A 23,383-nucleotide genomic window follows, 5' to 3' on the forward strand; every position below is an offset into this window, starting at 1 on the left:
CGTGGAGGCAGTGATGGCGACGGTGACGGGGAGCGGCGTCGCGGACGAGGCCGGACCGCACACCCACGAGCTCGAACGGGACCGGGTGGCCCCCTCCCGGCACCCGGCGAGCGCGGTGCTGGCCGACGCCGGCGACCTGCTGCGGGCGCTGGCCGCGCCGGTCCGGATCGCGATCGTGCTGCAGCTGCGCGAGGCCGACCGGTGCGTGCACGAGCTGGTGGACGCCCTCGACGTCGCGCAGCCGCTGATCAGCCAGCACCTGCGGGTGCTGAAGACCGCCGGGGTGGTGCAGGGCGAGCGGCGCGGCCGCGAGGTGGTCTACCGGCTCGCCGACGACCACCTGGCGCACATCGTCGTCGACGCCGTCGCCCACGTGCAGGAAGGAAAGCAGTGATGACTCCCGTCGCGCCACGCGGCCAGGCTCCGGTGCCCGGCCGCCGATCGACCAAGCAACGGGCCGCGGTTGTCGAGCTGCTGAGCGCCGTCGACGACTTCCGCTCCGCCCAGGACCTGCACGACGAGCTGCGCAAACGCGGCGACGGCATCGGCCTGACAACGGTGTACCGCACCCTGCAGTCGCTGTCGGAGGCCGGCGAGATCGACGTCCTGCGCACCGACTCGGGCGAGGCGATCTACCGCCGCTGCTCGGCGCACCACCACCATCACCTGGTCTGCCGCCTGTGCGGCCGCACGGTGGAGGTCGAGGGGCCGGCGGTCGAGCGCTGGGCCGAGAAGATCGCGGCGGAGCACGGCTTCTCGGAGATCTCCCACACCGTGGAGATCACCGGCACCTGCGGGCAGCACTAACTAGTACTCATAGGGATCCTTCGGGGTCGGGACCGTCGCGACCGAAGCCTCGGTGAAGTCCGGCGTGTAACTGTTGGCCTGGGTCGCGGTGCCGGGGACGACCTGGCCCGTCACCTCGATCCACGCGTCGCTCGCGTACCGGGCGGCGTCGGTGCCGGTGAGGCGGACCGTCACCGGGAAGGCGTCCGCCGCGCAGCAGCTGATCACCAAGCGGGCCAGCAGGGTCCGGCCTTCGGTGTGCACCACGAACCCGGTCAGCGAGACGGTGCGGCCGTCGAGGGTGCCGGCCTTGTCCCACCCCGCGCGGCTGACGAACTCGTTGACCGACAACGCAACGACGTTCCCCGCGGGCAACGGCGGGAAGGCCGCCGCGTTGGCCGCGGCCGCGCTCGCCGGGACGCGCGCTTCGGTGCGGATCACCGAGTCGGCGCCCAGCGCGGGTGGCGCGACCAGGAAGACGGCCAGCACGGGGACCAGCAGCAGCCAGGCGGGCCGGGCCGAATGGGAATGGCCGTCATCGTGGCCGTGGCCGTGGTCGTGCCCGGCCTTCTCGGCCGCTTTCGCCCGCGCGGCCAGCAGGTCCCGCACGACGGCGACCGCGCCGAGCAGCACCATGACGGCCCCGCCGGCGATGATCCACGGCTGCTGCGCGGGTTTGACGTAGCGCAGGTAGTCGCCGTTGACGGCGATCTTGACCAGCGCGCCGCCGAGCAGGATCAGCAGGATGTTCTGGGTCTCCCGTTTCACGCCAGCCCCACCACCAGTCCGGTCACGACCGCGCAGACCGCCGCCACCACGAACGTCACCGGGGCGAACCGCACCGCGAACGCCCGGCCGAACGTGCCCGCCTGCAAGGCGAACAGCTTGACGTCGACCGCCGGGCCGACGACCAGGAACACCAGCTTCGGCAGCAGCGGCAACGCCGTCAGGGACGCCGCCACGAAGGCGTCCGCCTCACTGCACAGCGCCAGGACCACCGCGAGCACCGCCATCACCACGATGCCCAGCACGAGCTGATCCCCCAGCACGCCGAACCACTTCGCCGGGACCAGGACGTTCAGCGCCGACGAGATCAGCGCGCCCAGCACCAGGAACCCGCCGGCCTCGACCAGGTCCGTGCGGGCCGTCTCGGCGAACACGCGCCACCGTTGCCCGCCCGCGACGTCCGGCAGCCGGCGCAACGCGCGCTCGGTGATCCACTCGAGCTTGCCCCAGCGGGCCCACAGCCAGCCCATCACCATCGCCGTGGCCAGCGAGCCGACGAACCGGGCCAGCACCATCTCCGGCTTGCCCGGGAACGCGACCGCGGTGGCCACCAGCACCACCGGGTTCACCGCGGGCGCGGCCAGCAGGAACGTCAACGCCGCCGCCGGGGCCACGCCCTGGCCCATCAGCCGCCGCGCCACCGGCACCGACGCGCACTCGCAGCCCGGCAGCGCGACCCCGGCGAGCCCGGCGACGCCGACCGCGGCACCGGCGCGGCGCGGCAGCACCTTCTCCAGCACGCGCGCGGGCACGAACGCCGCGATCGCGCCGCTGATCAGCACGCCCAGCACGAGGAACGGCAGCGCCTGCACGCAGACGGCGACGAACACGGTCGAGCCGGTGCGCAGCGCGGGCACGTCGAACAGCCGTTGCAGCCAGCCCTGGCCGAGGATCGCGACCAGCAGGATCGCGCACAGCACTTCGACCGAGCTGACCCGGAACCGGCGGGCACGCCGGCCGGGCTCGGTGGAAGTTTCGGAAAGGGTGTCCACGACGGCGATGATGCCAGGACGCCGGGACATCGCGTGATCCGCACAGGCCGCGAACGGCCGGACACGGTCCGTTTCGGACCGGAAAACGCCGTTCGCGGCGAAATCCGCTACTGCGCGGGCAGGATCCCCGGCAGTTCGGTGCGCAGCTGCGACGCCGTCGACACCACGAGCATCAGCAGCGTCCCCAGCGCCGCGGCGTCCAGGCCCACGGCCGGGAACGCGTACCGCAGCGTGACGTCGACGCCGTTGTCGGAGTGCCCGACGCCGAGGGTGCCGAACAGCCCCTGGCCGGCCCGCTCGGCGACCGCGATCGACAGCTCGGGGGCGTCCGCCAGGTCCCAGCCGACCACGCAGGTCAGGGTCAGCACGGTGAGGCCCTCGCCGAGGCGGGTCGCCTGGATGACGCACGGGACGTCGCCGTGGGAGAACGTCAGCGCGCCGTCGTCGTCGACGTGCACCTCGAGGTAGCGCTCGAGGGCACCCTTGGCGCTGGTCAGCAGTTCCGCGGTCTCGGCCGCCTCGGTCGAGCTCACGACGTGGCCTCCGAAGCCTGATCGACGGCCGCCTGATCGGCAGCAGCCTGGTCGACGGCAGCGCCGAACCGGCGGTCCCGCTTGGCGAACTCCAGGCAGGCCCGCCACAGGTGGGTCCGGTCGAAGTCCGGGAAGAGCGTGTCCTGGTAGACCATCTCGGCGTAGGCCGACTGCCACAGCAGGAAGTTCGACGTCCGCTGCTCGCCCGAGGGCCGCAGGAACAGGTCCACGTCGGGCATGTCCGGCTGGTACAGGTACTTGCCGATGGTCTTCTCGGTGACCTTGTCCGGGCTCAGCTTGCCGTCGGCGACGTCCCGCGCGATCCGCTGCATGGCGTCGCCCAGCTCGGCGCGGCCGCCGTAGTTGACGCACATCGTCATGTTCAGCGCGGTGTTGTGCTTGGTCTTCTCTTCGGCCGCCTGCAGTTCCTTGATCACCGACGCCCACAGCTTGGGCCGGCGCCCGGCCCAGCGGATGCGGACGCCGATCGAGCCGAGGTAGTCGACCTGACGGCGGATGGTGTCGCGGTTGAAGCCCATCAGGAACCGCACCTCTTCGGGGCTGCGCTTCCAGTTCTCCGTCGAGAACGCGTACACCGAGAGCCACTTGACGCCGATTTCGACCGCGCCGGCGGCGACGTCGATCATCACCGCTTCGCCGCGCTTGTGGCCTTCGATCCGCGGCAGGCCGCGCTGGTTGGCCCAGCGGCCGTTGCCGTCCATGACCAGCGCGACGTGCTTCGGGACCAGCTCGCGCGGGATCTCCGGCGGCACCGCACCGGTCGGGTGCGGCTCCGGGACCCGCAGCTCCGATCGCGACGCCTTGTTCTCGCGTCCCCTGCGCAGCACGGCGAGCCTCCCTGGATGGGTGAAATCGATTCAGGCCCGACCCTACTGCCCGCGCACTCCCTATCCTGCGGGGGTCCGGGTGGCGGAGCCTTCGGCCCGGGGCGAAGCCCCGGATTTCACCGTGGTCTCCCGCGCGCGTCGCTCGACCAGGGGAAGGGACCGGAGCTGACGCTCCAGGTGCCACTGCAGGTGCGCCGCGACCAGGCCACTCGCGTCACGGCGGGTGCCGGGCAGGGTCGACTCGGCCATCGGCCATTCGCCGTGCAGCAGGGCGGTGAGCAGGTCCAGGACCTCGGGCGCGGGGTGCACCGAACCGGGCACGCGGCAGTCCTGGCACATCGAGCCGCCGGCGGCGACGCTGAACGCGACGTGCGGGCCCGGCAGGCCGCAGCGGGCGCACTCGGTGAGCGCGGGCGCCCAGCCGGCGTAGGACATCGCGCGCAGGAAGAAGGCGTCGAGCACCAGGGAGGCGTCGCGCTCCCCCGCGGCGAGCGAGCGCAGCGCGCCGCAGACGAGGAGGTAGAGCTTGAGCACCGGCTCGCCCTCTTCGGCCGAGAGCCGGTCCGCGGTTTCGGCGATCGCGCTGGCCGCGGTGTAGCGCTGGTAGTCGGCGACCAGCGGCAGCGCGAACGCGTCCACGGTCTCGACCTGGGTGATGACGTCGAGCGTGCGGCCGGTGTAGAACTGCACGTCCACGTGGCCGAACGGCTCCAGCCGGGCCCCGAAGCGGGACGAGGTGCGCCGCACGCCCTTCGCCACGGCGCGGACCTTGCCGTGCCGCCGGGTCAGCAGGGTGATGATCCGGTCGGCCTCACCCAGCTTGTGCGTGCGCAACACCACCCCGGTGTCGCGGTAGAGGTTCACCACCCCGACATCGTCCCACTATCGGACGACGCCGGGGTGGACCGACCCGGGTTCAGCAGTAGTAGCCGCTGCAGTACGTGCTCACCGCGGTGGCCGCGACGATGATCCAGATGATCGCGAACGCACAGCCGAGGCCGCCGATGATGGAGGCGATGAGGCAGAGCGTCTTGGTCGTCTTCGACGCCTGCTCCGCCATCATGTAGTTGCCCTGCATCTTGTACGTCTGGACCTCGTTGGACTTCATGATCGCGAAGATCGCGAGGATCCAGCAGAGGAAGATGCAGCCGATCGCCCAGCCCTTGTAGTCCTTGATCTGGTTGATGTCGCCGCCACCGGGCATGCCGTAACCCGGGGCGCCGAAACCGCCGGAGGGCGGCTGGCCGTAGGGCGCGGGCTGGCCGTACGGAGCGGGCATGCCCCCGGACGGCGGGCCGTAACCCGGCTGCTGCGGGAAACCGCCGGACTGCGGCTGCTGGCCGTAAGGCGGCTGCTGCTGACCGTAGGGATTGGTCATGAACGTCTACCCCAATTACTCGTGAACTTCCGCCGGCAATCCCGGCGGTGGTGCGGAAGTCAGGTGCCGCGGCTACTGCTGCGGCGGCTGGCCGGGCTGCTGCGGCGGCTGCTGCCCGAACTGGCCCGGCTGGATCTTCTGGGTCGCCTCGGCCTCACCCTGGGCCTCGGGACGCAGCATCTGGGTGCGCTCCGCACCTTCGTCGAACGGCGAAGCGCCGCTGCCGCCCGAATCGGGACGCAGCATCTGGGTGCGCTCGGCGCCTTCGTCGAAGGCACCCTGGCCCGGGGGCGGCGCGAGCGGCTGGCCCTGCTGCTGGCCGAAGCCACCGGACTGGGGCTGCTGCGGGAAACCGCCGGCCTGCGGCGGCTGGCCGAAGCCACCACCCTGCGCGGGCTGCTGCGGGAAACCACCGGACTGCGGCTGGTCGAACCCGCCGGATTGCGGCTGCTGCGGGAAACCACCCGACGGCGGCTGGCCGAAGCCACCGGACTGCGGCTGGCCGAACTGGCCGGGCTGCTGCCCCGCCGGCGGGTAACCGCCGCCGAACTGCTGCGCACCGGGCTGCCCGTGCGGCGCGGCGTCGTCGGCGTTGATGACGACGGTGCCGATGATCTTGTCGGAGAGGGTCTGGCTCTTGTCGTCCCACAGCGGCCACAGGTAACCGACGTAGCAGATGATGCCGTCGACGAAGTGCGCGAGGTCGCGCAGGAACGCCATGCCGGCGCCGATCGGCTGCCCGGTGGACTCGCCGACGAGCTTGATCTTCGTGATCCGCTTGCCGAGCGACTGGCCGGTGGTGCCCTGCTGCATCCACCGGTTGTAGACCGACCAGCCGATGCCGGCGAGCGCGCCGAGCAGGTACAGCATGGAGCCGAGGGTGTAGCTGCCGGCGATCGTCACGATCAACCCCAGCAGGTCGATGACGATCAGCGGGGCGATGTCGATCAGCAGAGCGCCGGCGCGCAGCCCCCAGGGCGCGTAGTTCTGGGGCGGGCCGAACGGAGCACCCTGCTGGCCGAACGGCGCGGGCTGCCCGAACGGGGCCTGCTGACCGTACGGCGCCTGCTGCCCGTAGGGCGGCGGCGCCTGTCCCGGCTGCGGCTGTCCGAACGGCTGCTGGCCGCCGGGCTGTTGCCCGAACGGCTGCTGACCGTAGGGATCGGTCATGTGGGTCTCCCCCTCGCTGGTCACTCCACCGCACACCTCATGCGGAACCGGCCCGAATGTACGGCACGGTCCGCGGGAGCGTACTCGGTTCGCGTTCGCCCGCGTGTGTCAGGCGTCCGCTGTCCGAGTGAACGTCGTGGAGGTCCGACGCGTTACACGGCGCGCCGGTTCCGCTCTGTTGCCATTCAGACGCGCAAACCGGTGAACGGCGCGAACGGGAGGTTGCGGATGACGAACCAGGCGACGAACACGACGCCGACGGCGAGTGGCGTCCAGCGCCAGTGCAGCCAGCTGTTCACCCACCGGCCCCGCAGCCGCCCGACCGCCCAGGCGACGGTGCTCCAGACGAAGAGCAGCACGAAGACGAGCGAGACGGCGTTGTAGTGCAGGGCCGCGGGGAGGTCGCCGTGCATCAGGCTGTAGGCCATCCGCATGCCGCCGCAGCCCGGGCAGTCGATGCCGAGCAGTGCCTTGGTGGGGCAGACCGGGAGCCAGCCGCCGGGAGTGGTGGGGTCGCCGAGCCAGACGGCCACGCAGCACGCGCCGAGCCCGCCCACCACGGCCATCGGGGCGCTCAAGGCGCGCAGCCAGGCCTTGGCCCCCTGGGCCGGGAATCCCGTGTAGACGGTCGTCACGACGCCAGCCCCCAGAACGAGACGCCGGCGATCGCGAACATCACGAAGACGAACAGCAGGTAGAGGCCGATCAGGGCACCAAAGGCGATCGCCGACCACATCGCCCACTTGCGGGCTTCGTCGGCGGCCCGGCGCGCCTCGACGTGGTAGCCCTGGAACCACAGGGTGTTGACCTGGTTCGCTTTCACGATGGCGACGATACCCAACGGCAGGCAGCACATCACCGTCGACAGGATCGCCCAGACCAGGTTGTTCTCCGGGGGCGGCCCGTAGTTCGGCTGCCAGCCGTACGGGGGTTGCTGCGGGTACGGCTGGGTCACCGGTATCGCCTCCTGCTGCCGACGGTCGTCAGTGGGACGCGGCGTCGTCGAGCAGCGTTCCCAGCAGCAGCACCCCGCCGACGACCAGGGCCACCCAGAACACCACCCCGACGACACCGCCGATGATCGCCCAGCGCCGGGCGGCGCCGGCCGCGCCCCGGGCGGCGTCCGGCTCGCCCTGGGCCCAGAGCCGCTCGACCTTGGCCGCCTGGAAGATCGAGACGATGCCGAAGGGCAGGCAGAGGATCGCGGCGACGATGCCCCAGGCCAGGTTGCTCGACGGCGGGGGCCCGGGGTTGTAGTCGGCGGGCGGGCGCGGGCGCTCGGTCACGTCAGAACCCGAGCCGGCGCAGCTGGCGGGGGTCGCGCTGCCACTCTTTGGCCACCTTGACGTGCAGGTCGAGGTAGACCTTCGAGCCGAGCAGCGCCTCGATGTTCTTGCGGGCGGTGGCGCCGACCTCGCGCAGCCGCTCGCCCTTGTGCCCGAGGATGATGCCCTTCTGGCTGGGCCGCTCCACGTAGAGGAACGCGTGCACGTCGATGAGGTCGTCGCGGCCTTCGCGGGGCAGCATCTCCTCGACGGTGACGGCGATCGAGTGCGGCAGCTCGTCGCGGACGCCTTCCAGCGCCGACTCGCGGATGAGCTCGGCGACCAGCGTCTGCTCGGGTTCGTCGGTGAGCTCGCCGCCCGGGTAGAGCTGCGGGCCCTCGGGGAGCCTCGTGACGAGCAGGTCCGCGAGCGCGCCGACCTGGAAGCCGTCCACAGCGGACACCGGGATCAGCTCGGCGAAGTCCATCACGTTCTGCAGCGCCAGCAGCTGCTCGGCGACCTGCTGCGGCTGGACCAGGTCGGTCTTGGTGACGATGCCGATGACCGGCGTGCGCTTGGCGATCTTCTCCAGCTCGGCGGCGATGAACTTGTCGCCGGGCCCGATCTTCTCGTTGGCCGGCACGCACAGGCCGACGACGTCCACTTCGGACCACGTCGTGTGCACGATGTCGTTGAGCCGCTGGCCGAGCAGCGTGCGCGGGCGGTGCAGGCCGGGGGTGTCGATGAGGACGAGCTGGGCGTCCTCGCGATGCACGATGCCGCGGATCGCGTGGCGGGTGGTCTGCGGCTTGCTCGACGTGATCGCGACCTTGGTGCCCACGAGCGCGTTGGTCAGCGTCGACTTGCCCGCGTTGGGCCGGCCGACGAAGCAAGCGAAGCCGGAACGGTGTTCGGTCATCGCTTCAGCACCTCGATGACGTCGCCAGCCGGGTCGGCCAGGATGATCGGCGCGTACTTGGCGATGTCGCGGATCGCGTGCCGGGACGCCTCTTTGAGCAGGCCCTCCCCGGTGACGACGGCGGCGGCTTCGATGCCTTCGGCGCCGCTGGAGAGCGCGGCGGCCACGGCGGCCTGCAGCGCGGTGAGCTTGAAGGACGGCTGGTCGACCGTGCCCGCGGTGTACGTGCGGCCGTCGGTGTCGCGGACGGCCGCGCCTTCCGAGGCCTGGATCCGGGCGCGCGAGGACCGGGCGAGGGTGACCAGCTTCTGGTCCTCCGCCTCGAGGTCAGGCATGTTCGACGCTCCTGTCGCGTTCGTCGGGGTGGGGCAGGCGCGTGCGGCGCCGGGTGGTCCGGTCGGCCGGGTCGGTCATCGCGTCGGCGTCGGCCGGGTGCACCACCACCGAGGTGATGCGCATGCGGCCGCGTCGATCCTTGCCGCCTTCGGCGAACAGCCGGAGGCCGGCGACCTCGGCTTCGGCCCCCGGTAGCGGGACCCTACCCAGTCGTTCCGCGAGCAGCCCGCCCACGGTCTCCACGTCGTGGTCTTCGAGGTCGATGCCGAACAGCTCGCCGAGGTCGTCGATGCCCATCCGGGACGAGACGCGGACCGCGCCGTCGTCGAGCTCTTCGACCTCGGGGCGCTCGTCGGCGTCGGACTCGTCGGTGATCTCGCCGACGATCTCCTCGAGGACGTCCTCGATGGTGAGCAGGCCCGCGGTGCCGCCGTACTCGTCGACCGCGATGGCCATGTGGTTGTGCGAGCGCTGCATCTCCTTGAGCAGCTCGTCGAGCCGCTTGGAGTCGGGGACGAAGCCGGCCTCGTTCATCAGCGTGTCGACGACGGTGCTCGGGCCGTCCGGGTCCATGTACCCGGCCATGAGGTCCTTGATGTTGACGACGCCGACGATGTCGTCGACGGACTCGTCGATCACCGGGAGCCGGGTGAAGCCGGTGCGCAGGGCGAGTGCGAGGGCCTGGCGGATGGTCTTCGTGCGCTCGATCCAGACGATCTCGGTGCGCGGCACCATGACCTCGCGGGCGACGGTGTCGCCGAGCTCGAACACCGAGTGGATCATCTCGCGCTCGGAGTCCTCGACGACGCCGCGTTCCTGGGCGAGGTCGACGAGCTCGCGCAGCTCGACCTCGGAGCTGAACGGGCCTTCCCGGAAGCCCTGGCCGGGAGTGATGGCGTTGCCGACGAGGATCAGCAGCCGGGACAGCGGGCCGAGGACCGAGCCGAGGACGCGGACGGGCCCGGCGACGTAGCGGCCGATGCGGTACGGGTGCTGGCGGCCGAGGGTGCGCGGGCCGACGCCGATGAGGACGTAGCTCACGACGATCATGACGACCGCCGTGACCAGCACGGCGAGGCCGAGCGGCCGCAGCCGGGTGCCGACGAAGACGGTGACCAGCACGGTGGCCGTGAGCTCGCAGCCGAGGCGCAGCAGGAGCAGCAGGTTGATGTGCCGGCGCCGCTCGGCGATGACCGCGGCGAGGTGCCCGGCGCCGGGCACGCCCATCCGGGCGAGGCCGTCGGCCCGGGCCTGCGAGACGGTGCTGACGGCGGCGTCGGCCGCCGCGAACACGCCCGCGAGGAGCACGAGCGCGATCGCGAAGAGGAGCTGGACCATGGCTGGCGCCTAGGACGTTTCCCCGGCGGCTGGCCCGGCGTCCACGGCCGGCCCGGCGTCCGCGTCGAGTCCGGCGATGCCGAGGACGCGGTCGTCGGTGTTGCGCTGGGCGTTGCGTTTCTCCAGGGCGGCGACGGCGTCCTGGTACTCGCCGAGGATGCGCTTCTGGAGGGCGAACATCTCGCGTTCCTCCGCGGGTTCGGCGTGGTCGTAGCCGAGGAGGTGGAGGCAGCCGTGCACGGTGAGCAGGTGCAGCTCGTCGATCAGGCGGTGGCCCGCGGTCTTGGCCTGGTCCTTCGCGAACGCCGGGCAGAGCACGATGTCCCCGAGCAGCGCCGGGGACGCGTCGGGCGCGTCGGGGCGGCGGGAGGAGTCGAGCTCGTCCATCGGGAAGGCCATGACGTCGGTGGGGCCGGGCAGGTCCATCCAGCGTTCGTGGAGGTCTTCCATGACTTCGAGGGTGACCAGGAGGATGGACAGCTCGGCGAGCGGGCTGACCTCCATCTTGTCGAGGGCGTAGCGGGCCGCGGAGACGATGGACGTCTCGTCGACGTCGACGCCGGACTCGTTGGCGATTTCGATGCTCAACGCCGGGTGCCCTTCCAGCCGTTGCTCTGCTGGTCCTGGGCGTCCTGCACGGCTTGCCACTTCTCGTAGGCGTCGACGATGTCGCCGACGAGCTTGTGCCGGACGACGTCCTGGCTGGTCAGTTCGGCGAAGTGCAGGCCTTCGACGCCGCCGAGGATGTCGCGCACGACGCGGAGGCCGCTGCGCTGCCCGTTGGGCAGGTCGACCTGGGTGATGTCACCGGTGACGACGATCTTCGAGCCCTGGCCGAGCCGGGTGAGGAACATCTTCATCTGCTCGGGCGTGGTGTTCTGGGCCTCGTCGAGGATGATGAAGGCGTCGTTCAGCGTCCGGCCGCGCATGTAGGCGAGCGGCGCGATCTCGATGGTGCCCGCCTGCATGAGCCGCGGGATCGACTCGGGCTCGACCATGTCGTGCAGCGCGTCGTAGAGCGGCCGCAGGTAGGGGTCGATCTTCTCGTTGAGGGTGCCGGGCAGGTAGCCGAGGCGCTCGCCGGCTTCGACGGCCGGGCGGGTGAGCACGATGCGGGTGACGTGCTTCGCCTGGAGGGCCTGGACGGCCTTCGCCATGGCGAGGTAGGTCTTGCCGGTGCCTGCCGGGCCGATGCCGAAGACGACGGTGTGCTTGTCGATGGCGTCGACGTAGCGCTTCTGGTTGAGCGTCTTGGGCCGGATGGTCTTGCCGCGGCGGGAGACGATGTTGAGGCTGAGCACCTCGGCCGGGGACGCGTCCCCGGTGCTCAGCATCCCGATCGTGCGCCGGACGGTGTCCGGCCCGACCTGCTGCCCGCCGGTGGCGAGGGTGACGAGCTCGGCGAAGACGCGTTCGGCGAAGGCGACGTCGGCCGGGGTGCCGGTCAGGGTGACCTCGTTGCCGCGCACGTGCACGTCGGCGGCGAGGAGCTCCTCGGCGACACGCAGGTTCTCGTCGCGGGAGCCGAGCAGGCTGAGGGCGGCGGCGTCGGGGATCGGGAACCGGGACTGGGCCGCCTGCGTGGCAGCGCTGTCGTCGGTCTTGGGGACGTCTCCGGGGACGTCGGGTCGGGCGGCTCCACCCGGTGCGGTTCCGGCCACGTGGCCTCGGCCCTGCTTTCTCGGTGAGGGACTACTGACCCCTCGATGCTACTGGCACCCACCGACAGAACGCAGACGGGTTTCCGCTAATCAGCCCGCATGAGCCCCGAAGAACCCCAAGGGCTCCCCACCAAGCACATGAGCATGCACGTGGAACACAGTCTGCCCGGCATCCCCATCAGTGTTGAAAACCACCCGATACCCACTCCCGAGGATGCCCTCAAGCTCAGCAACCTTACGAGCAGTAGCAACAACCTCACCCAAGAGAGACGGATCAGCAGCGGCAAGCTCCCCAAGGTTCCGATACCGCTTCTTGGGCACCACAAGCACATGAACCCGAGCCTGAGGCCGAATATCCCGGAACGCAAAGGTCGCCTCGTCTGAGTACACAACATCGGCAGGGATCTCACCAGCAATGATCCGCTCGAAGAGCGTCTCGTCCTCACTCATAGAACAAACCCTAGCGACCAAGCCGCCTAGGCGACCACACGAGCGATGCGAGTGAAGCGAGTGAAGCGAGCAAGCAAGCAACCCGACCACACGAGGCGAGGGCCGAAGGCCCGAGCAAGGAACGCGCCTTTTGAACGAGAGAAACACAAAAGCCGCGGGGGTCCGGGGCTTGCCCCGGCTGGGGGTCTGGGGGTTTGACCCCCAGAGGGCATCGCGAACGCGAAGCAGCCGAAGCGAAGCGAGGCAAGCGAAGCGGAAGATGCCGCGCAGCGGCGGATCCTGGGGGTCGATCCGCCGCTTGCGCGGCTCCGCCGGACCGAGGGGGGAGGTGCCCGGCGGGGTCTGTGTTTTCCCAGTAGCGCGCCGAAACACTGTGTGGCGCGTTAGTAAACGAGAGTAACGGGTCGGAGCGTGATCGCGCCATAACTGGGCGCAAAATCCAGCCTTTTTTTCGGGGGTGATCTTTTCACTGCCACCGGGTGGTGAGGGCGCCCAGCGCGCCGAGGGCGACCGCCGCGGCGGTGGAGGTGCGCAGGACGGTCGTGCCGAGGCGGACGGCCCGGGCGCCGGCTTCGCGGAGGGTGTGGAGTTCGTCGTCGGTGATGCCGCCCTCGGGGCCGACGACGAGGAGGATGTCGCCGGTGTCGGGCAGCGTCAGGTCGGTGAGGCGGTCGGGGACGTCGGACTCGAGGACGATGACCAGGGACATCGTCGCGGCGAGGCCGGCGAGCTCGCGGGTGCCGACGGGTTCGGTGACGTCGGGGACGTGCGCGCGGCGGGCCTGCTTCGCGGCGGCGCGGGCGGTGGTGCGCCAGCGGGCGAGGGCCTTGTCGCCGCGGCCGCCGTCGTCCCACTTGGCGACGCTGCGGGCGGCGCGCCAGGGGACGATGGCGTCGGCGCCGGCCTCGGTGGCGAGTTCGACGGCGAGTTCGCCGCGGTCGCCCTTGGCGAGGGCCTGCGCCACCACGACGCGCAGTGCGGGTGGTTCCTCGGTCCAGCGTTCTTCGATCGTGAGGGTCAGCTGCGCGTCGCGGCCGGGTTGCACGGCGTCGACGACGCAGCGGGCCAGGCCGCCGGCGCCGTCGGAGAGGATCAGCCGCTCCCCCGCGCGCAGCCGGCGGACGGTCGCCGCGTGCCGGGCTTCCTCGCCGTCGAGCACGGTGCGCCCGGACGCGGGCACCGATTCGGCGAGGAAGACCGGCAGGGTGGTGTCAGGCACAGCGCAGCTCAGCGGTGGTTCTTGGCGCGCAGCTTGGAGAACAGCCCGCCGTGCTTGTTGCCGTTGGACGCCAGGGTCGGGACTTCCTCACCGCGCTGCGTGGCGAGGTCCATGAGCAGCTCGCGCTGGGCCTCGTCGAGCTTGGTCGGGACGACGACGTCGATGTGGACGTGGAGGTCGCCGCGGCCGTCGACGCGGCCCGAGGACCGCAGCCGGGGCATGCCCTTGCCGGTGAGGACCAGCTCGGCGTTGGGCTGGGTGCCCGGTTCGACATCGAGTTCGTAGTCGCCGTCGACGAGGGTCGCTATGGGCACCGTGGCGCCGAGCGCGGCCGTGGTCATCGGGATGCGGAAGTTGCAGTGCAGGTCGTGGCCCTGGCGGACGAAGACCTCGTGCGGGGTCTCGTCGATCTCGACGTAGAGGTCGCCTGCCGGGCCGCCGCCGGGGCCGACCTCGCCCTGGCCGGACAGCCGGATGCGCATGCCGTCGCCGACGCCCGGCGGGATCTTCGCGGTGACGTTGCGGCGGGCGCGGATGCGGCCGTCGCCGCCGCACTGGCGGCAGGGGTCGGAGATGACCTCGCCGAAGCCGCGGCAGACCGGGCAGGGGCGGGCCGTGACGACCTGGCCGAGGAAGGACCGCTGGACGGACTGGACCTCGCCGGCGCCGCCGCAGGTGTCACAGGTCTTGACGCCGGTGCCCTCGGTGGTGCCCGCGCCGCGGCAGAGGTCGCAGACGATCGCGGTGTCGACCGCGATCTCCTTGTCCACGCCGGTCGCGCAGTCCTCGAGGCTGAGGCCGAGCCGGATCAAGGCGTCCGAACCGGGCTGGACGCGGCTGCGCGGGCCACGCCCGCGACCGCCTCCGCCGCCACCGGCCGCGCCGAAGAAGGCGTCCATGATGTCGCCGAGGCCGCCGAAGCCGGCGAACGGGTCGCCGCCCCCCGCGCCGCCGCGGCCGCCGCCGTCCATCGGGTCGCCGCCGAGATCGACGATCTTGCGCTTCTGCGGGTCGGACAGCACCTCGTAGGCGGTCGTCACCTCGCCGAACTTGTGCTGCGCGTCCTCCGACGGGTTGACGTCGGGGTGCAGCTCTCGGGCCAGCTTCCGGTACGCGCGCTTGATGTCCTGGTCGCTCGCGTTCTTCGCCACCCCGAGGATGCCGTAGTAGTCCCTCGCCACCGTCTCTGCTTCTCCTTCTGCTCTGCCCGGCTCAGCGGCCGGACAGGATCTGACCCACGTAGTTGGCGACCGCGCGCACCGCGGCGATCGTGCCGGGGTAGTCCATCCGGGTCGGGCCGACCACCCCCATGCCGCCGAGCACCATGTCCTGGCCGTATCCGATCGAGACGACCGAGGTGCTGCGCATCTGCTCGTCCTCATTTTCCTCACCGATGCGCACCGTGATCGCACCGGGGTTGCGGGTGGCGGCGAGGAGCTTGAGGACGACGACCTGCTCCTCGAGCGCTTCGAGGACCTGGCGCAGCGAGCCGGGGAAGTCCGCGACGTTGCGGGTGAGGTTCGCCGTACCGCCCAGGACCAGGCGTTCTTCGGGGTGTTCGGCCAGTGACTCGACCAGCACCGTGCACACGCGGATGAGCGCGTCGCGCAGCTCGCCGGGCGACTTGTCGGGCAGCTCGGCGACGCGCGCGGCGGCCTCGTTGAGCCGCCGGCCGGCCATCGCGGCGTTGAGCACCGTGCGCAACCGCGCGACGCCGTCCTCGGTGATGACGTCGCCGAGGTCGACGGTCCGCTGGTCGACGCGGCCGGAGTCGGTGATCAGCACCAGCATGAGCCGGGCCGGGGTCAGCGGCACCACTTCGAGGTGGCGCACCGCGGCGTTGGTCAGCATCGGGTACTGGACGACGGCGACCTGCCGGGTCAGCTGCGCGAGCAGCCGGACCGAGCGGCGCAGGACGTCGTCGAGGTCCGTGCCGCTGTCGAGGAACGTCGTGATCGCGCGGCGCTCGGCCGCGCTCAGCGGCTTGATCTCGGACAGCCGGTCGACGAAGAGCCGGTAGCCCTTGTCGGTCGGGATCCGCCCGGCGCTGGTGTGCGGCTGGGTGATGTAGCCCTCTTCTTCGAGGGTGGCCATGTCGTTGCGCACGGTCGCGCTGGACACGCCCAGGTTGTGCCGTTCGACGATCGTCTTCGAGCCGACCGGCTCCTGGTTGGAGACGTAGTCGGCGACGATCGCGCGCAGCACGTCGAAGCGGCGTTCGTCCGCGTTGGCCACCCGTTCCTCACCCACTTCGCTCGCTGCTCATGCCGAGTTTACGGAAGCCTGAGCCGGTCGCGCTCAACACCGCCCGTCTCGCCCCGGGTAAAGAACGGATAAATGAATTCCCATGCGTTGTTCTCGGAAAGATTTTCCGGGTTGTCGGCGGAACCGAAACGGGGTTTGCTGCCTCTGATCCGCATGCCCTCCCCCGACTTTCGAGGTCGCCGTGAACACCACTGAACCCGCTTCGGCCGGTATGCCCGAAATCGCCCGGCGCGCCGCGGAGGCCAAGGTCCGGCTCCAGCACATCTCGGCGACGGCCACGAGCGCCGACGGCGCCGTCACGGTGACCGTCAACACCAGCGGTGCGCTGCAGGAACTCACCTTCGGGCCGCGCGCCGACGAGCTGCCGCGCGCCCGCCTCGCCGCCGCCGTCGTGGCCACCGCGAAACGCGCCCAGGTGCAGGCGGCCCAGCAGCTGACGAGCGTGATGGCACCGGTGATCGGCGCCGGCAGCGACGCGATGAAATTCCTCCGGGAACAGATTCCGGAGCCCGAATTGCCCGAAGAGGAATCACCTCGGGATTTCCCCCGGAAACCGCCGCCGCGGCCGGGTGACGAAGAGGACTTCGGCGGCCCGATCCTGCGCCGGGGGCTGTGATGACGGCCATGAAGGTCGACTTCGACGTCCTCGGCGGCCACGAGGACGAGATCCGCGAGATCGCCGGCCGGGTGCAGCAGGCGCTCGACGCCGCGGGCACCGCCCAGGCGCTCGACTTCGACGCGTTCGGCATCGTCGGGCAGGTCTTCGCCGTCCCGATCCAGGGGTGGGTCGACCAGGCCGACGGCCTCCTCCAGGCCGCCGTCGACGCCGGGCACGACGTCGCGGACCGGGTGAAGACCGCGCACACGGCGTTCAGCGAGCACGAGCAGCACACGAAGAGCCTCATCGAAGGCATCGGCAAGGAGCTGCCGGCATGACCGAGACGCAGGAGAACCCCCTCGTCGCGACGAGCGAGTCGGCCGGCGGCTTCTGGAGCGGGATGGGCGACGGCTCGAAGGGCGAGCTGGACAACGTCAACGCCCAGACCGGCGGCGCCGGCATCTTCAGCGACGCCGCCTCGACGCTGACCGACGCCCGCAACGGCGACTGGGGCAACCTCGCCATGGACGTCGGCACCGACGCCCTCGACCTGCTCGGCGCGGCAATGGACCCGCTCGGGACGCTGGCCAGCGCGGGTGTCGGCTGGCTGATCGAGCACATCAGCTTCCTCAAGGACGGCCTCGACAAGCTCGCCGGCAAGCCCGAAGCCGTCACCGCCAAGGCCGTGACCTGGTCGAACATCTCGAAGCAGCTCACCGAGACGGCCGAGCAGTACGAGCAGAAGGCGGCGAAGGTCGGGCAGTCGTTCAGCGACTGCGGCTCCGCGGAGGCCTACCAGCGGACGGCGGAGAGCTACGTCGGCGTCCTGCGCGGAGCGGCTTCGCACGCCGACAGCGCGTCGACGGCGATGAACGTCGGCGCCGCGCTGGTCGGCACCGAGCGCGGGCTGATCCGCGACCTGATCTCGTCGTTCGTCGGCGAGCTGATCGTCAAGGCGCTGGCCGCGCTCGCGGCGTCGTGGTGCACCTTCGGCGGCACGATCGCGGCGTTCATCGCCGACTCCGTCGTCGAGGGCGGGGTGCTCGCGGAGAAGATCAGCACGCGCATCACGAAGGTCGTCGAGAAGCTGGAGAGCCTGGCCAAGGGCGCCGGCAAGTCGAAGGCGGCCCTCGAAGGCGCGGCCAACGCGCTGAAGAAGGTCGGCAAGGGCGTCGACAAGCTGGTGGACAAGAGCGTCGACACGGCCGCGGGCATCGAGCGCAAGGCCAACGAGCTGAAGCAGGCCGGCAAGGAGGCGAAGACCGCCGAGGAAACGGCCAAGGGGTGGAGCGACGCCGCCAAGGAGCACGTGCCCGGCCGCGAGAAGCTCGAAGGTCCCGGCGAGAAGTACTCCGAGGAGGGCCGTAGCGTGCTGAACCAGCACAAGCTGCTCGACCCGAACGAGAAGGTGCACTGGAGCACGGCCGACACCGTCGGCGTCGTGACCGAGGGCCGCCGCCAGGAGAACGAGCAGATCGACCGGAACCACGAGGCCACGGAGGCCTACGAAAAGGAACACCCCGAAGGCGAGGGCGAGTGATCGAGCAGGCCGAGGTGGAGCTGGCCAACCGCAACGGGCAGCTCCACCCCGCCCAGCGCGGGAAGCTGCTCGACCTCAACTTCTGGGCCGCCGCGGTGGTGGCGGTCGCCGGGGTGGTGGTCGCGGTGCTCGTCGCGACGGTGGCCGACACCGCGGGCGAGGTGCTGGGCACCGTAGTCCCGATCCTGGCGCTGACCGCCTGGTTCGCCTACATCAGCTGGCGGCGGCTCGCCGACGCCACCGGTGGGCGGCTGCTCGCCGTCACCGGCTGGACGCACGACTTCGACACCGCGCGCCTCACCGACGAGTACCCGATCGGCCTGCACCACAGCCCGGCCGGGTTCAAGAGCATCGAGACGTTCAGCCTGCGCGCCGGCGGCCGGACCTACCCGCTGGAGCGCGAGCTCCGCGGGCGGATCCGGCCGGACCGGGTCAACACCGTGCTGATCACGCCGCGCAGCAAGCTGCTGATCAACGTGCTCCCCGCCTGACGCGGCACCGGAACCGCCGGCAGGTTCCGGCGTGCGGTCTGCCGCGGCTGGTCGTGAGTGTTCAGGGCGGTTAGAACCGCCCTGAACACTCACGACCGGAGCCGAGCGCTAGGCGGCCGCCTCGGACAGGGCGTCGAACTCGGCGTCCGTCAGCTCGATGTCCGCCGCCGCGATGTTGTCCTCGACGTGCGCGACCGACGACGTGCCCGGGATCGGCAGCACCACCGGCGAGCGCTTGAGCAGCCAGGCCAGCGCGAGCTGCGACGGCGACGCGTCGTGCTCCTTGGCCAGGGTGCTCAGCGGGCTGTCCGGGCCGGCGAGCGCGCCGGTGGCCAGCGGGAACCACGGGATGAACGCGATGCCGTGCTCGGTGGCGTGCTCCAGCAGCGGCTCGGCGTCGCGCTTGACCAGGTTGAACATGTTCTGCACGGACACGATCTCCGCGGTCTTCTGCGCCTCCTGCAGGTCCGCGACGCCGACCTCGGACAGGCCGATGTGCCGGATCTTGCCCTCGTCCTGCAGCTTCTTCAGCTCCCCGATCTGCTCGGCGACCGGCACCTTCGGGTCGATCCGGTGCAGCTGCAGCAGGTCGATCCGCTCCAGGCCGAGGTGGCGCAGGCTCAGCTCGACCTGCTGGCGCAGGTACTCGGGCCGGCCGACCGGGATCCACTCGTTCGGGCCCTGCCGGGTGAAGCCGGCTTTGGTCGCGATGACGAGGTCGTCGGCGTACGGGTGCAGGGCCTTCTTCAGCAGCAGGTCGGCGACGAACGGGCCGTAGACGTCGGCGGTGTCGATCAGCGTGACACCCAGCTCGACGGCGCGCCGCAGCACGCGCACGGCCTCCTCCGGGTCCTTCGGGTCACCCCAGACGCCTGGCCCGGTGAGCTGCATCGTGCCGTACCCCAGCCGGGTCACCGGCAGGTCGCCACCGATCGTGAAGGTGCCAGAGTTCTTCGCACTCATCTTTCGTCCCATCGTCGTCCGGGGTGCTCCACCGGGTCTCAACCCGCGGAGCGCCCCGGACAATCCCGGATCACGTCAGGAATTGCGCGGGAACCCCAGGTTCACCCCGGCGTGCGACCGGTCGGGCCAGCGCGAGGTGACGACCTTGGTGCGCGTGAAGAAGTGGAAGCCCTCCGGCCCGTACGCGTGGCTGTCACCGAACAGCGAGTCCTTCCAGCCGCCGAAGGAGTAGTAGCCGACGGGCACCGGGATCGGCACGTTGACGCCGACCATGCCGACCTCGACCTCGTTCTGGAACCGCCGCGCGGCCGCGCCGTCGCCGGTGAAGATGGCCGTGCCGTTGCCGTACGGGTTGGCGTTGACCAGGTCCAGGGCCTCGTCGTAGGACGCCGCGCGCGCCACCGACAGCACCGGGCCGAAGATCTCGTCGGTGTAGATCGACATCTCCGGGCGCACGTGGTCGAACAGCGTCGGGCCGAGCCAGAAGCCGTCGCCGGGCACCTCGACGCCGCGGCCGTCGACGACCAGCGCCGCGCCCGCCCCGACCCCGGCGTCCACATAGGACTCGACGCGCTCGTGGTGGGCGCGGGTGACCAGCGGGCCCATCTCGGACTCCGGGTCACGCCCGTCGCCGACCTTCAGGTTCCCGATCCGCTCGGCGATCTTCGCGACCAGCTCGTCGCCGACCGGGTCGACGGCCACCACGACCGACACGGCCATGCAGCGCTCCCCCGCCGAGCCGAACCCGGCCGACACCGCGGCGTCGGCGGCCAGGTCGAGGTCGGCGTCCGGCAGCACGATCATGTGGTTCTTCGCCCCGCCGAGAGCCTGGACGCGCTTGCCGTGGCGGGTGCCGGTCTCGTAGACGTACCGCGCGATCGGCGTCGACCCGACGAACGAGATCGCCTTGACGTCGCGGTGTTCCAGCAGGCCGTCGACCGCGACCTTGTCGCCGTGCAGCACGTTGAGCACGCCCGCGGGCAGCCCGGCCTCGGCGAACAGCTCGGCGAGGAACACCGCCGCCGACGGGTCCTTCTCACTGGGCTTGAGCACGACGGTGTTGCCGCAGGCCAGCGCGTTCGGCACGAACCACAGCGGCACCATGGCCGGGAAGTTGAACGGCGAGATCACGCCGACGACGCCGAGCGGCTGGGCGATCGAGTAGACGTCGACGCCGGTGGAGGCGTTCTCGCTGAAGCCGCCCTTGAGCAGCTGCGCGGCCCCGCAGGCGTACTCGACGTTCTCGATCGCGCGGGCGATCTCGCCGGCCGCGTCGGACTCGACCTTGCCGTGCTCGCTCGTGACGATCTTCGCCAGCTCGTGCTTGCGCGCCGAGAGCAGCTCGCGGAAGGCGAACAGGACCCGCGTCCGGCCGGCCAGCGACGTCCCGCGCCAGCCCGGCAGCGCCGCGGCCGCGGCCGCCACGGCCTGGTCGACCTCGGCCGGCCCGGCGAAGTCGACCTGCGCGCGGACCTGGCCGGTGGCGGGGTCGAAGACGTCGCCGGTGCGGGCCGGGGTCCCGGTGAACGGCTTGCCGTCGATCCAGTGGCTGATGCGGTCGGTCACGACGGGCACTCCTTCGCTCGGGGACGTCCCTGCGAGTGTCCGGGCGGGCGCCACGCGGACGCCATCGGCAACGTGTACGGACTCGCCGCCCCGGCCGTACAGTCTGTCCCCTGCCGATCATCGCAACCATCACCAGCGAGGTGCCGTGTACCCGACCGTGGCCGACGTGCTCGCGCTGCCGGTGCTGCGTCAGGGCCGGCCGCACGTCGTCGCGGGCGCCGCCGGGCTGGACGCGCCCGTGCGCTGGGCGCACGTCGCCGAGGTCGCCGACATCGCGCACCTGCTGCGCGGCGGCGAGCTGGTGCTGACGACCGGCGTCGCGCTGCCCGACGACGGCCCGTCGCTGGCCCGCTACGTCGCCGACCTGGCCGGCGTCGGCGCCGCCGGCCTGGTGATCGAGCTGGTCCGGCACTGGAGCGACAAGCTGCCCGCGGCCCTGGTCGAGGCCGCCGACGCGCACGGGTTCCCGCTGGTCACGCTGTCGCGTGAGACGCGGTTCGTGAGCGTCACCGAAGCCGTCAACGGCCAGATCGTCGACGCCCAGGTCGCCGAGCTGCGCGCGGCCGAGCGGGTGCACGAGACGTTCACCGCGCTCACGGTCGCGGGCGCCGAACCCGGCGTCGTGCTGGGCGAGGTCGCGCGGCTCACCGAGCAGCCGGTGGTGCTGGAGACGCTCTCGCACGAGGTGCTGGCCTACGACGCGGCCGGCACCGACCCGGCCGAGCTGCTCACCGGCTGGCCCGCGCGGTCCCGGGTGGTCCAGGTCGGCGAGCGCACCGGCTACCACGCGAACGCGGGCTGGCTGGTCACGATCGTCGGCGCGCGCGGCCACGACTGGGCGCGGCTGATCGTCGTGTGCGCCGACCAGCCGCCGCACCGCCACCGCGTGGTCGCCGAACGCGCCGCGTCCGCGCTCGCCGTGCACCGGCTGGTCGCCAAGGACTCCGACGGCCTGGAGCGCCAGGCCCACCGCGCGGTGCTCGCCGAGCTGCTGGCGTCGCCCGCGCCGGCGGCGGAGCTGCTGGCCCGGGCGTCCGCGCTGGCCGTGCCGCTGGCCGGGCGGCAACTGGTCGGCCTCGCGGTGCGGCCGCGGTTCACCGGCACCGGACGGCCGGCGTTGTCGACCCCGCCGGTGCTGCGCGAGCTGGCCGAGGCGACGGCGCTGGCCGCGCGCCGCGCGAAGGTGTCGGCGCTGGTGGCGACCGACGACATCGGGGTGCGGGCGCTGATCGCGCTGTCCCCGGAGGCGAACGCCGACGCGGTGCTGCAGCGGCTCGCCACCGACGTCCACGAGGCTCGCAGCAGCGCGCCGGGGGTGCTCGCGGTCGGCACCACGGTGCTCTCGCCCGCCGAGGCGAGCCGGACGCTGCTGGAAGCCGGGCAGGTCGCGGCCGCCGCCCTGGGCGCGGGTGAGGAGCGGGTGCTGCACCGGCTGTCCGACGTCCGGCTGCGCGGCCTGCTGCACCTGCTGGCCGGGGACGAGCGGGTGACGGCGTTCGCGACCCGCGAGCTGGGGCCGTTGCTGCACCGCGACGCCGCGTCCGGCAGCCGGCTCGTGCAGGCGCTGCGGCACTACTGCGAGCAGGGCGGCAACAAGTCCGCGGCGGCCGCGGCCGCGCACACCTCGCGGACGGCGTACTACCAGCAGCTCGCCCGGATCGAGCAGGTCCTCGGCGTCCGCCTGGAGGAGCCGGAGTCGATGCTCTCGCTCTACGTCGCGCTGCTGGCGGTGGACCTCACCCGGCCGAGCGAAGAAGACTCACCCGGACGTGCAGCACAGTGATCACCTTCGGCCTGCCGATGAGACCGATATGGCCCTCCTCCCGTTCGCTACCTGCCTGCTGAGCCTGAGCTGTCTCGCGCCCGCGCAGCCGCCGGCGTCGACGTTGCAGCTGACCAGCCACGACACCGCCGACCGGATCGGCTCGGTCGTGCTGACCTGCGACCCGACCGGCGGCACGCACCCGAAGCGCGGGAAGGCGTGCGACGTCCTCGAAGGCGTGAACGGCGACTTCGCCCGCATCCGCGGCCGGCACCAGGCGTGCACGCTGATCTACGCCCCGGTCGACATCACGGTGGTCGGCACCTGGCGCGGCAAGCCGGTGTCGTTCCGCACGACCTACGCCAACCGCTGCGAGGCCGTCCGCGACTCCGACGACGTGTTCGCCTTCTGAGCGGGTTTCATCGGTTTTCGCGCGCGGGAGCCGCCGGGCCGCCCCCACGACGGCCCGGTGGCTCCCGCTCGACCTCATGGACCACGCACGAACGCGCCGTTCGGT

Annotated in this window: 29 protein-coding genes; 8 read left to right on the forward strand and 21 right to left on the reverse strand. The window is 71.5% G+C overall.

What is annotated here, in order from left to right:
• Positions 1-13 precede the first annotated feature (13 nt).
• Positions 14-394: an ArsR/SmtB family transcription factor gene (locus tag OG439_RS24830; protein WP_442792217.1), complete on the forward strand. Its 381-nt coding sequence runs from the start codon at positions 14-16 to the stop codon at positions 392-394.
• On the forward strand, positions 394-807 hold the full coding sequence (locus tag OG439_RS24835) for a Fur family transcriptional regulator (RefSeq protein WP_326943267.1): 414 nt from the start codon (positions 394-396) through the stop codon (positions 805-807). Before OG439_RS24830 ends, OG439_RS24835 begins: the two co-directional genes overlap by 1 nt.
• Here OG439_RS24835 and OG439_RS24840 read toward each other — a convergent pair whose 3' ends face one another.
• The 19 genes from OG439_RS24840 to hrcA form a co-directional block, all read right to left on the reverse strand.
• Entirely contained in the window at positions 808-1,554 is a 747-nt protein-coding gene (locus OG439_RS24840) for a TIGR03943 family putative permease subunit (protein WP_326943268.1), read from the reverse strand.
• Positions 1,551-2,594, reverse strand: a complete 1,044-nt coding sequence (locus OG439_RS24845; protein ID WP_326943269.1) for a permease — start codon at positions 2,592-2,594, stop codon at positions 1,551-1,553. The genes OG439_RS24840 and OG439_RS24845 overlap by 4 nt, the downstream gene beginning before the upstream one ends.
• Positions 2,595-2,671: 77 nt before the next feature.
• Positions 2,672-3,097 carry a YbjN domain-containing protein gene (locus OG439_RS24850; RefSeq protein ID WP_247055048.1) on the reverse strand — a complete coding sequence of 142 codons (426 nt, stop codon included), beginning with the start codon at positions 3,095-3,097 and terminating at the stop codon, positions 2,672-2,674.
• The gene (locus tag OG439_RS24855) at positions 3,094-3,945 is read right to left on the reverse strand and encodes an isoprenyl transferase (protein ID WP_247055050.1); all 852 of its coding nucleotides are present in this window, start codon (positions 3,943-3,945) and stop codon (positions 3,094-3,096) included. The genes OG439_RS24850 and OG439_RS24855 overlap by 4 nt, the downstream gene beginning before the upstream one ends.
• A 60-nt stretch (positions 3,946-4,005) precedes the next feature.
• Positions 4,006-4,809, reverse strand: a complete 804-nt coding sequence (gene recO / locus OG439_RS24860) for a DNA repair protein RecO (protein ID WP_326951612.1) — start codon at positions 4,807-4,809, stop codon at positions 4,006-4,008.
• A 52-nt stretch (positions 4,810-4,861) separates the two neighbouring features.
• The gene (locus tag OG439_RS24865; RefSeq protein WP_247055052.1) at positions 4,862-5,323 is read right to left on the reverse strand and encodes a CD225/dispanin family protein; all 462 of its coding nucleotides are present in this window, start codon (positions 5,321-5,323) and stop codon (positions 4,862-4,864) included.
• A gap of 72 nt (positions 5,324-5,395) precedes the next feature.
• Positions 5,396-6,493: an RDD family protein gene (locus OG439_RS24870; protein ID WP_326943270.1), complete on the reverse strand. Its 1,098-nt coding sequence runs from the start codon at positions 6,491-6,493 to the stop codon at positions 5,396-5,398.
• Positions 6,494-6,678: 185 nt separating this feature from the next.
• A complete protein-coding gene (locus tag OG439_RS24875; protein ID WP_326943271.1) occupies positions 6,679-7,128 on the reverse strand; it encodes a DUF2752 domain-containing protein in 450 nt (149 codons plus the stop codon).
• Positions 7,125-7,448 (reverse strand): CD225/dispanin family protein, encoded by a 324-nt coding sequence (locus OG439_RS24880; RefSeq protein WP_247055059.1) that lies wholly within the window; start codon positions 7,446-7,448, stop codon positions 7,125-7,127. Before OG439_RS24880 ends, OG439_RS24875 begins: the two co-directional genes overlap by 4 nt.
• Positions 7,449-7,476: 28 nt before the next feature.
• Positions 7,477-7,779, reverse strand: a complete 303-nt coding sequence (locus OG439_RS24885) for a CD225/dispanin family protein (RefSeq protein WP_247055060.1) — start codon at positions 7,777-7,779, stop codon at positions 7,477-7,479.
• A 1-nt stretch (position 7,780) separates the two neighbouring features.
• Complete coding sequence (gene era / locus OG439_RS24890; protein WP_326943272.1) at positions 7,781-8,677, reverse strand: GTPase Era; 897 nt, start codon at positions 8,675-8,677, stop codon at positions 7,781-7,783.
• Positions 8,674-9,012, reverse strand: coding sequence for a cytidine deaminase (locus OG439_RS24895; protein ID WP_247055064.1), 339 nt, complete (start codon positions 9,010-9,012; stop codon positions 8,674-8,676). The genes era and OG439_RS24895 overlap by 4 nt, the downstream gene beginning before the upstream one ends.
• Positions 9,005-10,351, reverse strand: coding sequence for a hemolysin family protein (locus OG439_RS24900; protein WP_326943273.1), 1,347 nt, complete (start codon positions 10,349-10,351; stop codon positions 9,005-9,007). The genes OG439_RS24895 and OG439_RS24900 overlap by 8 nt, the downstream gene beginning before the upstream one ends.
• A 9-nt stretch (positions 10,352-10,360) precedes the next feature.
• Positions 10,361-10,939 (reverse strand): rRNA maturation RNase YbeY, encoded by a 579-nt coding sequence (ybeY, locus tag OG439_RS24905; RefSeq protein ID WP_326943274.1) that lies wholly within the window; start codon positions 10,937-10,939, stop codon positions 10,361-10,363.
• Entirely contained in the window at positions 10,936-12,012 is a 1,077-nt protein-coding gene (locus OG439_RS24910; RefSeq protein WP_247055070.1) for a PhoH family protein, read from the reverse strand. Before OG439_RS24910 ends, ybeY begins: the two co-directional genes overlap by 4 nt.
• 90 nt (positions 12,013-12,102) lie before the next feature.
• Positions 12,103-12,462, reverse strand: a complete 360-nt coding sequence (locus tag OG439_RS24915) for a histidine triad nucleotide-binding protein (RefSeq protein ID WP_326943275.1) — start codon at positions 12,460-12,462, stop codon at positions 12,103-12,105.
• A gap of 466 nt (positions 12,463-12,928) precedes the next feature.
• On the reverse strand, positions 12,929-13,681 hold the full coding sequence (locus OG439_RS24920; protein ID WP_326943276.1) for a 16S rRNA (uracil(1498)-N(3))-methyltransferase: 753 nt from the start codon (positions 13,679-13,681) through the stop codon (positions 12,929-12,931).
• A gap of 8 nt (positions 13,682-13,689) precedes the next feature.
• Positions 13,690-14,862 (reverse strand): molecular chaperone DnaJ, encoded by a 1,173-nt coding sequence (dnaJ, locus tag OG439_RS24925; RefSeq protein WP_247055076.1) that lies wholly within the window; start codon positions 14,860-14,862, stop codon positions 13,690-13,692.
• A gap of 31 nt (positions 14,863-14,893) precedes the next feature.
• Positions 14,894-15,916 carry a heat-inducible transcriptional repressor HrcA gene (hrcA, locus tag OG439_RS24930; RefSeq protein ID WP_247064483.1) on the reverse strand — a complete coding sequence of 341 codons (1,023 nt, stop codon included), beginning with the start codon at positions 15,914-15,916 and terminating at the stop codon, positions 14,894-14,896.
• 211 nt (positions 15,917-16,127) lie between these two features.
• On the opposite strand from hrcA, the gene OG439_RS24935 reads away from it, so the two are divergent.
• Genes OG439_RS24935 through OG439_RS24950 form a run of 4 tightly spaced genes read left to right on the forward strand, consistent with a single transcriptional unit; the run spans position 16,128 to position 18,575 of the window.
• On the forward strand, positions 16,128-16,562 hold the full coding sequence (locus tag OG439_RS24935; RefSeq protein ID WP_326943277.1) for a YbaB/EbfC family nucleoid-associated protein: 435 nt from the start codon (positions 16,128-16,130) through the stop codon (positions 16,560-16,562).
• Between the two features lie 8 nt (positions 16,563-16,570).
• A complete protein-coding gene (locus tag OG439_RS24940; protein WP_326943278.1) occupies positions 16,571-16,882 on the forward strand; it encodes a type VII secretion target in 312 nt (103 codons plus the stop codon).
• The gene (locus OG439_RS24945) at positions 16,879-18,084 is read left to right on the forward strand and encodes a hypothetical protein (RefSeq protein WP_326943279.1); all 1,206 of its coding nucleotides are present in this window, start codon (positions 16,879-16,881) and stop codon (positions 18,082-18,084) included. The genes OG439_RS24940 and OG439_RS24945 overlap by 4 nt, the downstream gene beginning before the upstream one ends.
• On the forward strand, positions 18,081-18,575 hold the full coding sequence (locus OG439_RS24950) for a hypothetical protein (RefSeq protein ID WP_326943280.1): 495 nt from the start codon (positions 18,081-18,083) through the stop codon (positions 18,573-18,575). The genes OG439_RS24945 and OG439_RS24950 overlap by 4 nt, the downstream gene beginning before the upstream one ends.
• A gap of 108 nt (positions 18,576-18,683) precedes the next feature.
• Here the strand turns inward: OG439_RS24950 and OG439_RS24955 are convergent, their stop codons facing one another.
• Positions 18,684-19,538, reverse strand: a complete 855-nt coding sequence (locus tag OG439_RS24955) for an aldo/keto reductase (RefSeq protein WP_326943281.1) — start codon at positions 19,536-19,538, stop codon at positions 18,684-18,686.
• 75 nt (positions 19,539-19,613) lie between these two features.
• Positions 19,614-21,104: a CoA-acylating methylmalonate-semialdehyde dehydrogenase gene (locus tag OG439_RS24960; protein WP_326943282.1), complete on the reverse strand. Its 1,491-nt coding sequence runs from the start codon at positions 21,102-21,104 to the stop codon at positions 19,614-19,616.
• 145 nt (positions 21,105-21,249) lie between these two features.
• Here OG439_RS24960 and OG439_RS24965 point away from each other — a divergent pair, with 145 nt between their 5' ends.
• Together OG439_RS24965 and OG439_RS24970 are read left to right on the forward strand one after the other, a co-directional pair.
• Positions 21,250-22,887 carry a PucR family transcriptional regulator gene (locus OG439_RS24965; RefSeq protein ID WP_326943283.1) on the forward strand — a complete coding sequence of 546 codons (1,638 nt, stop codon included), beginning with the start codon at positions 21,250-21,252 and terminating at the stop codon, positions 22,885-22,887.
• 28 nt (positions 22,888-22,915) lie between these two features.
• Entirely contained in the window at positions 22,916-23,278 is a 363-nt protein-coding gene (locus tag OG439_RS24970; RefSeq protein WP_326943284.1) for an SSI family serine proteinase inhibitor, read from the forward strand.
• Positions 23,279-23,383 lie beyond the last annotated feature (105 nt).

Origin of the sequence: Amycolatopsis sp. NBC_01307 (assembly GCF_035975215.1) — a bacterium.
GTDB lineage: Bacteria > Actinomycetota > Actinomycetes > Mycobacteriales > Pseudonocardiaceae > Amycolatopsis.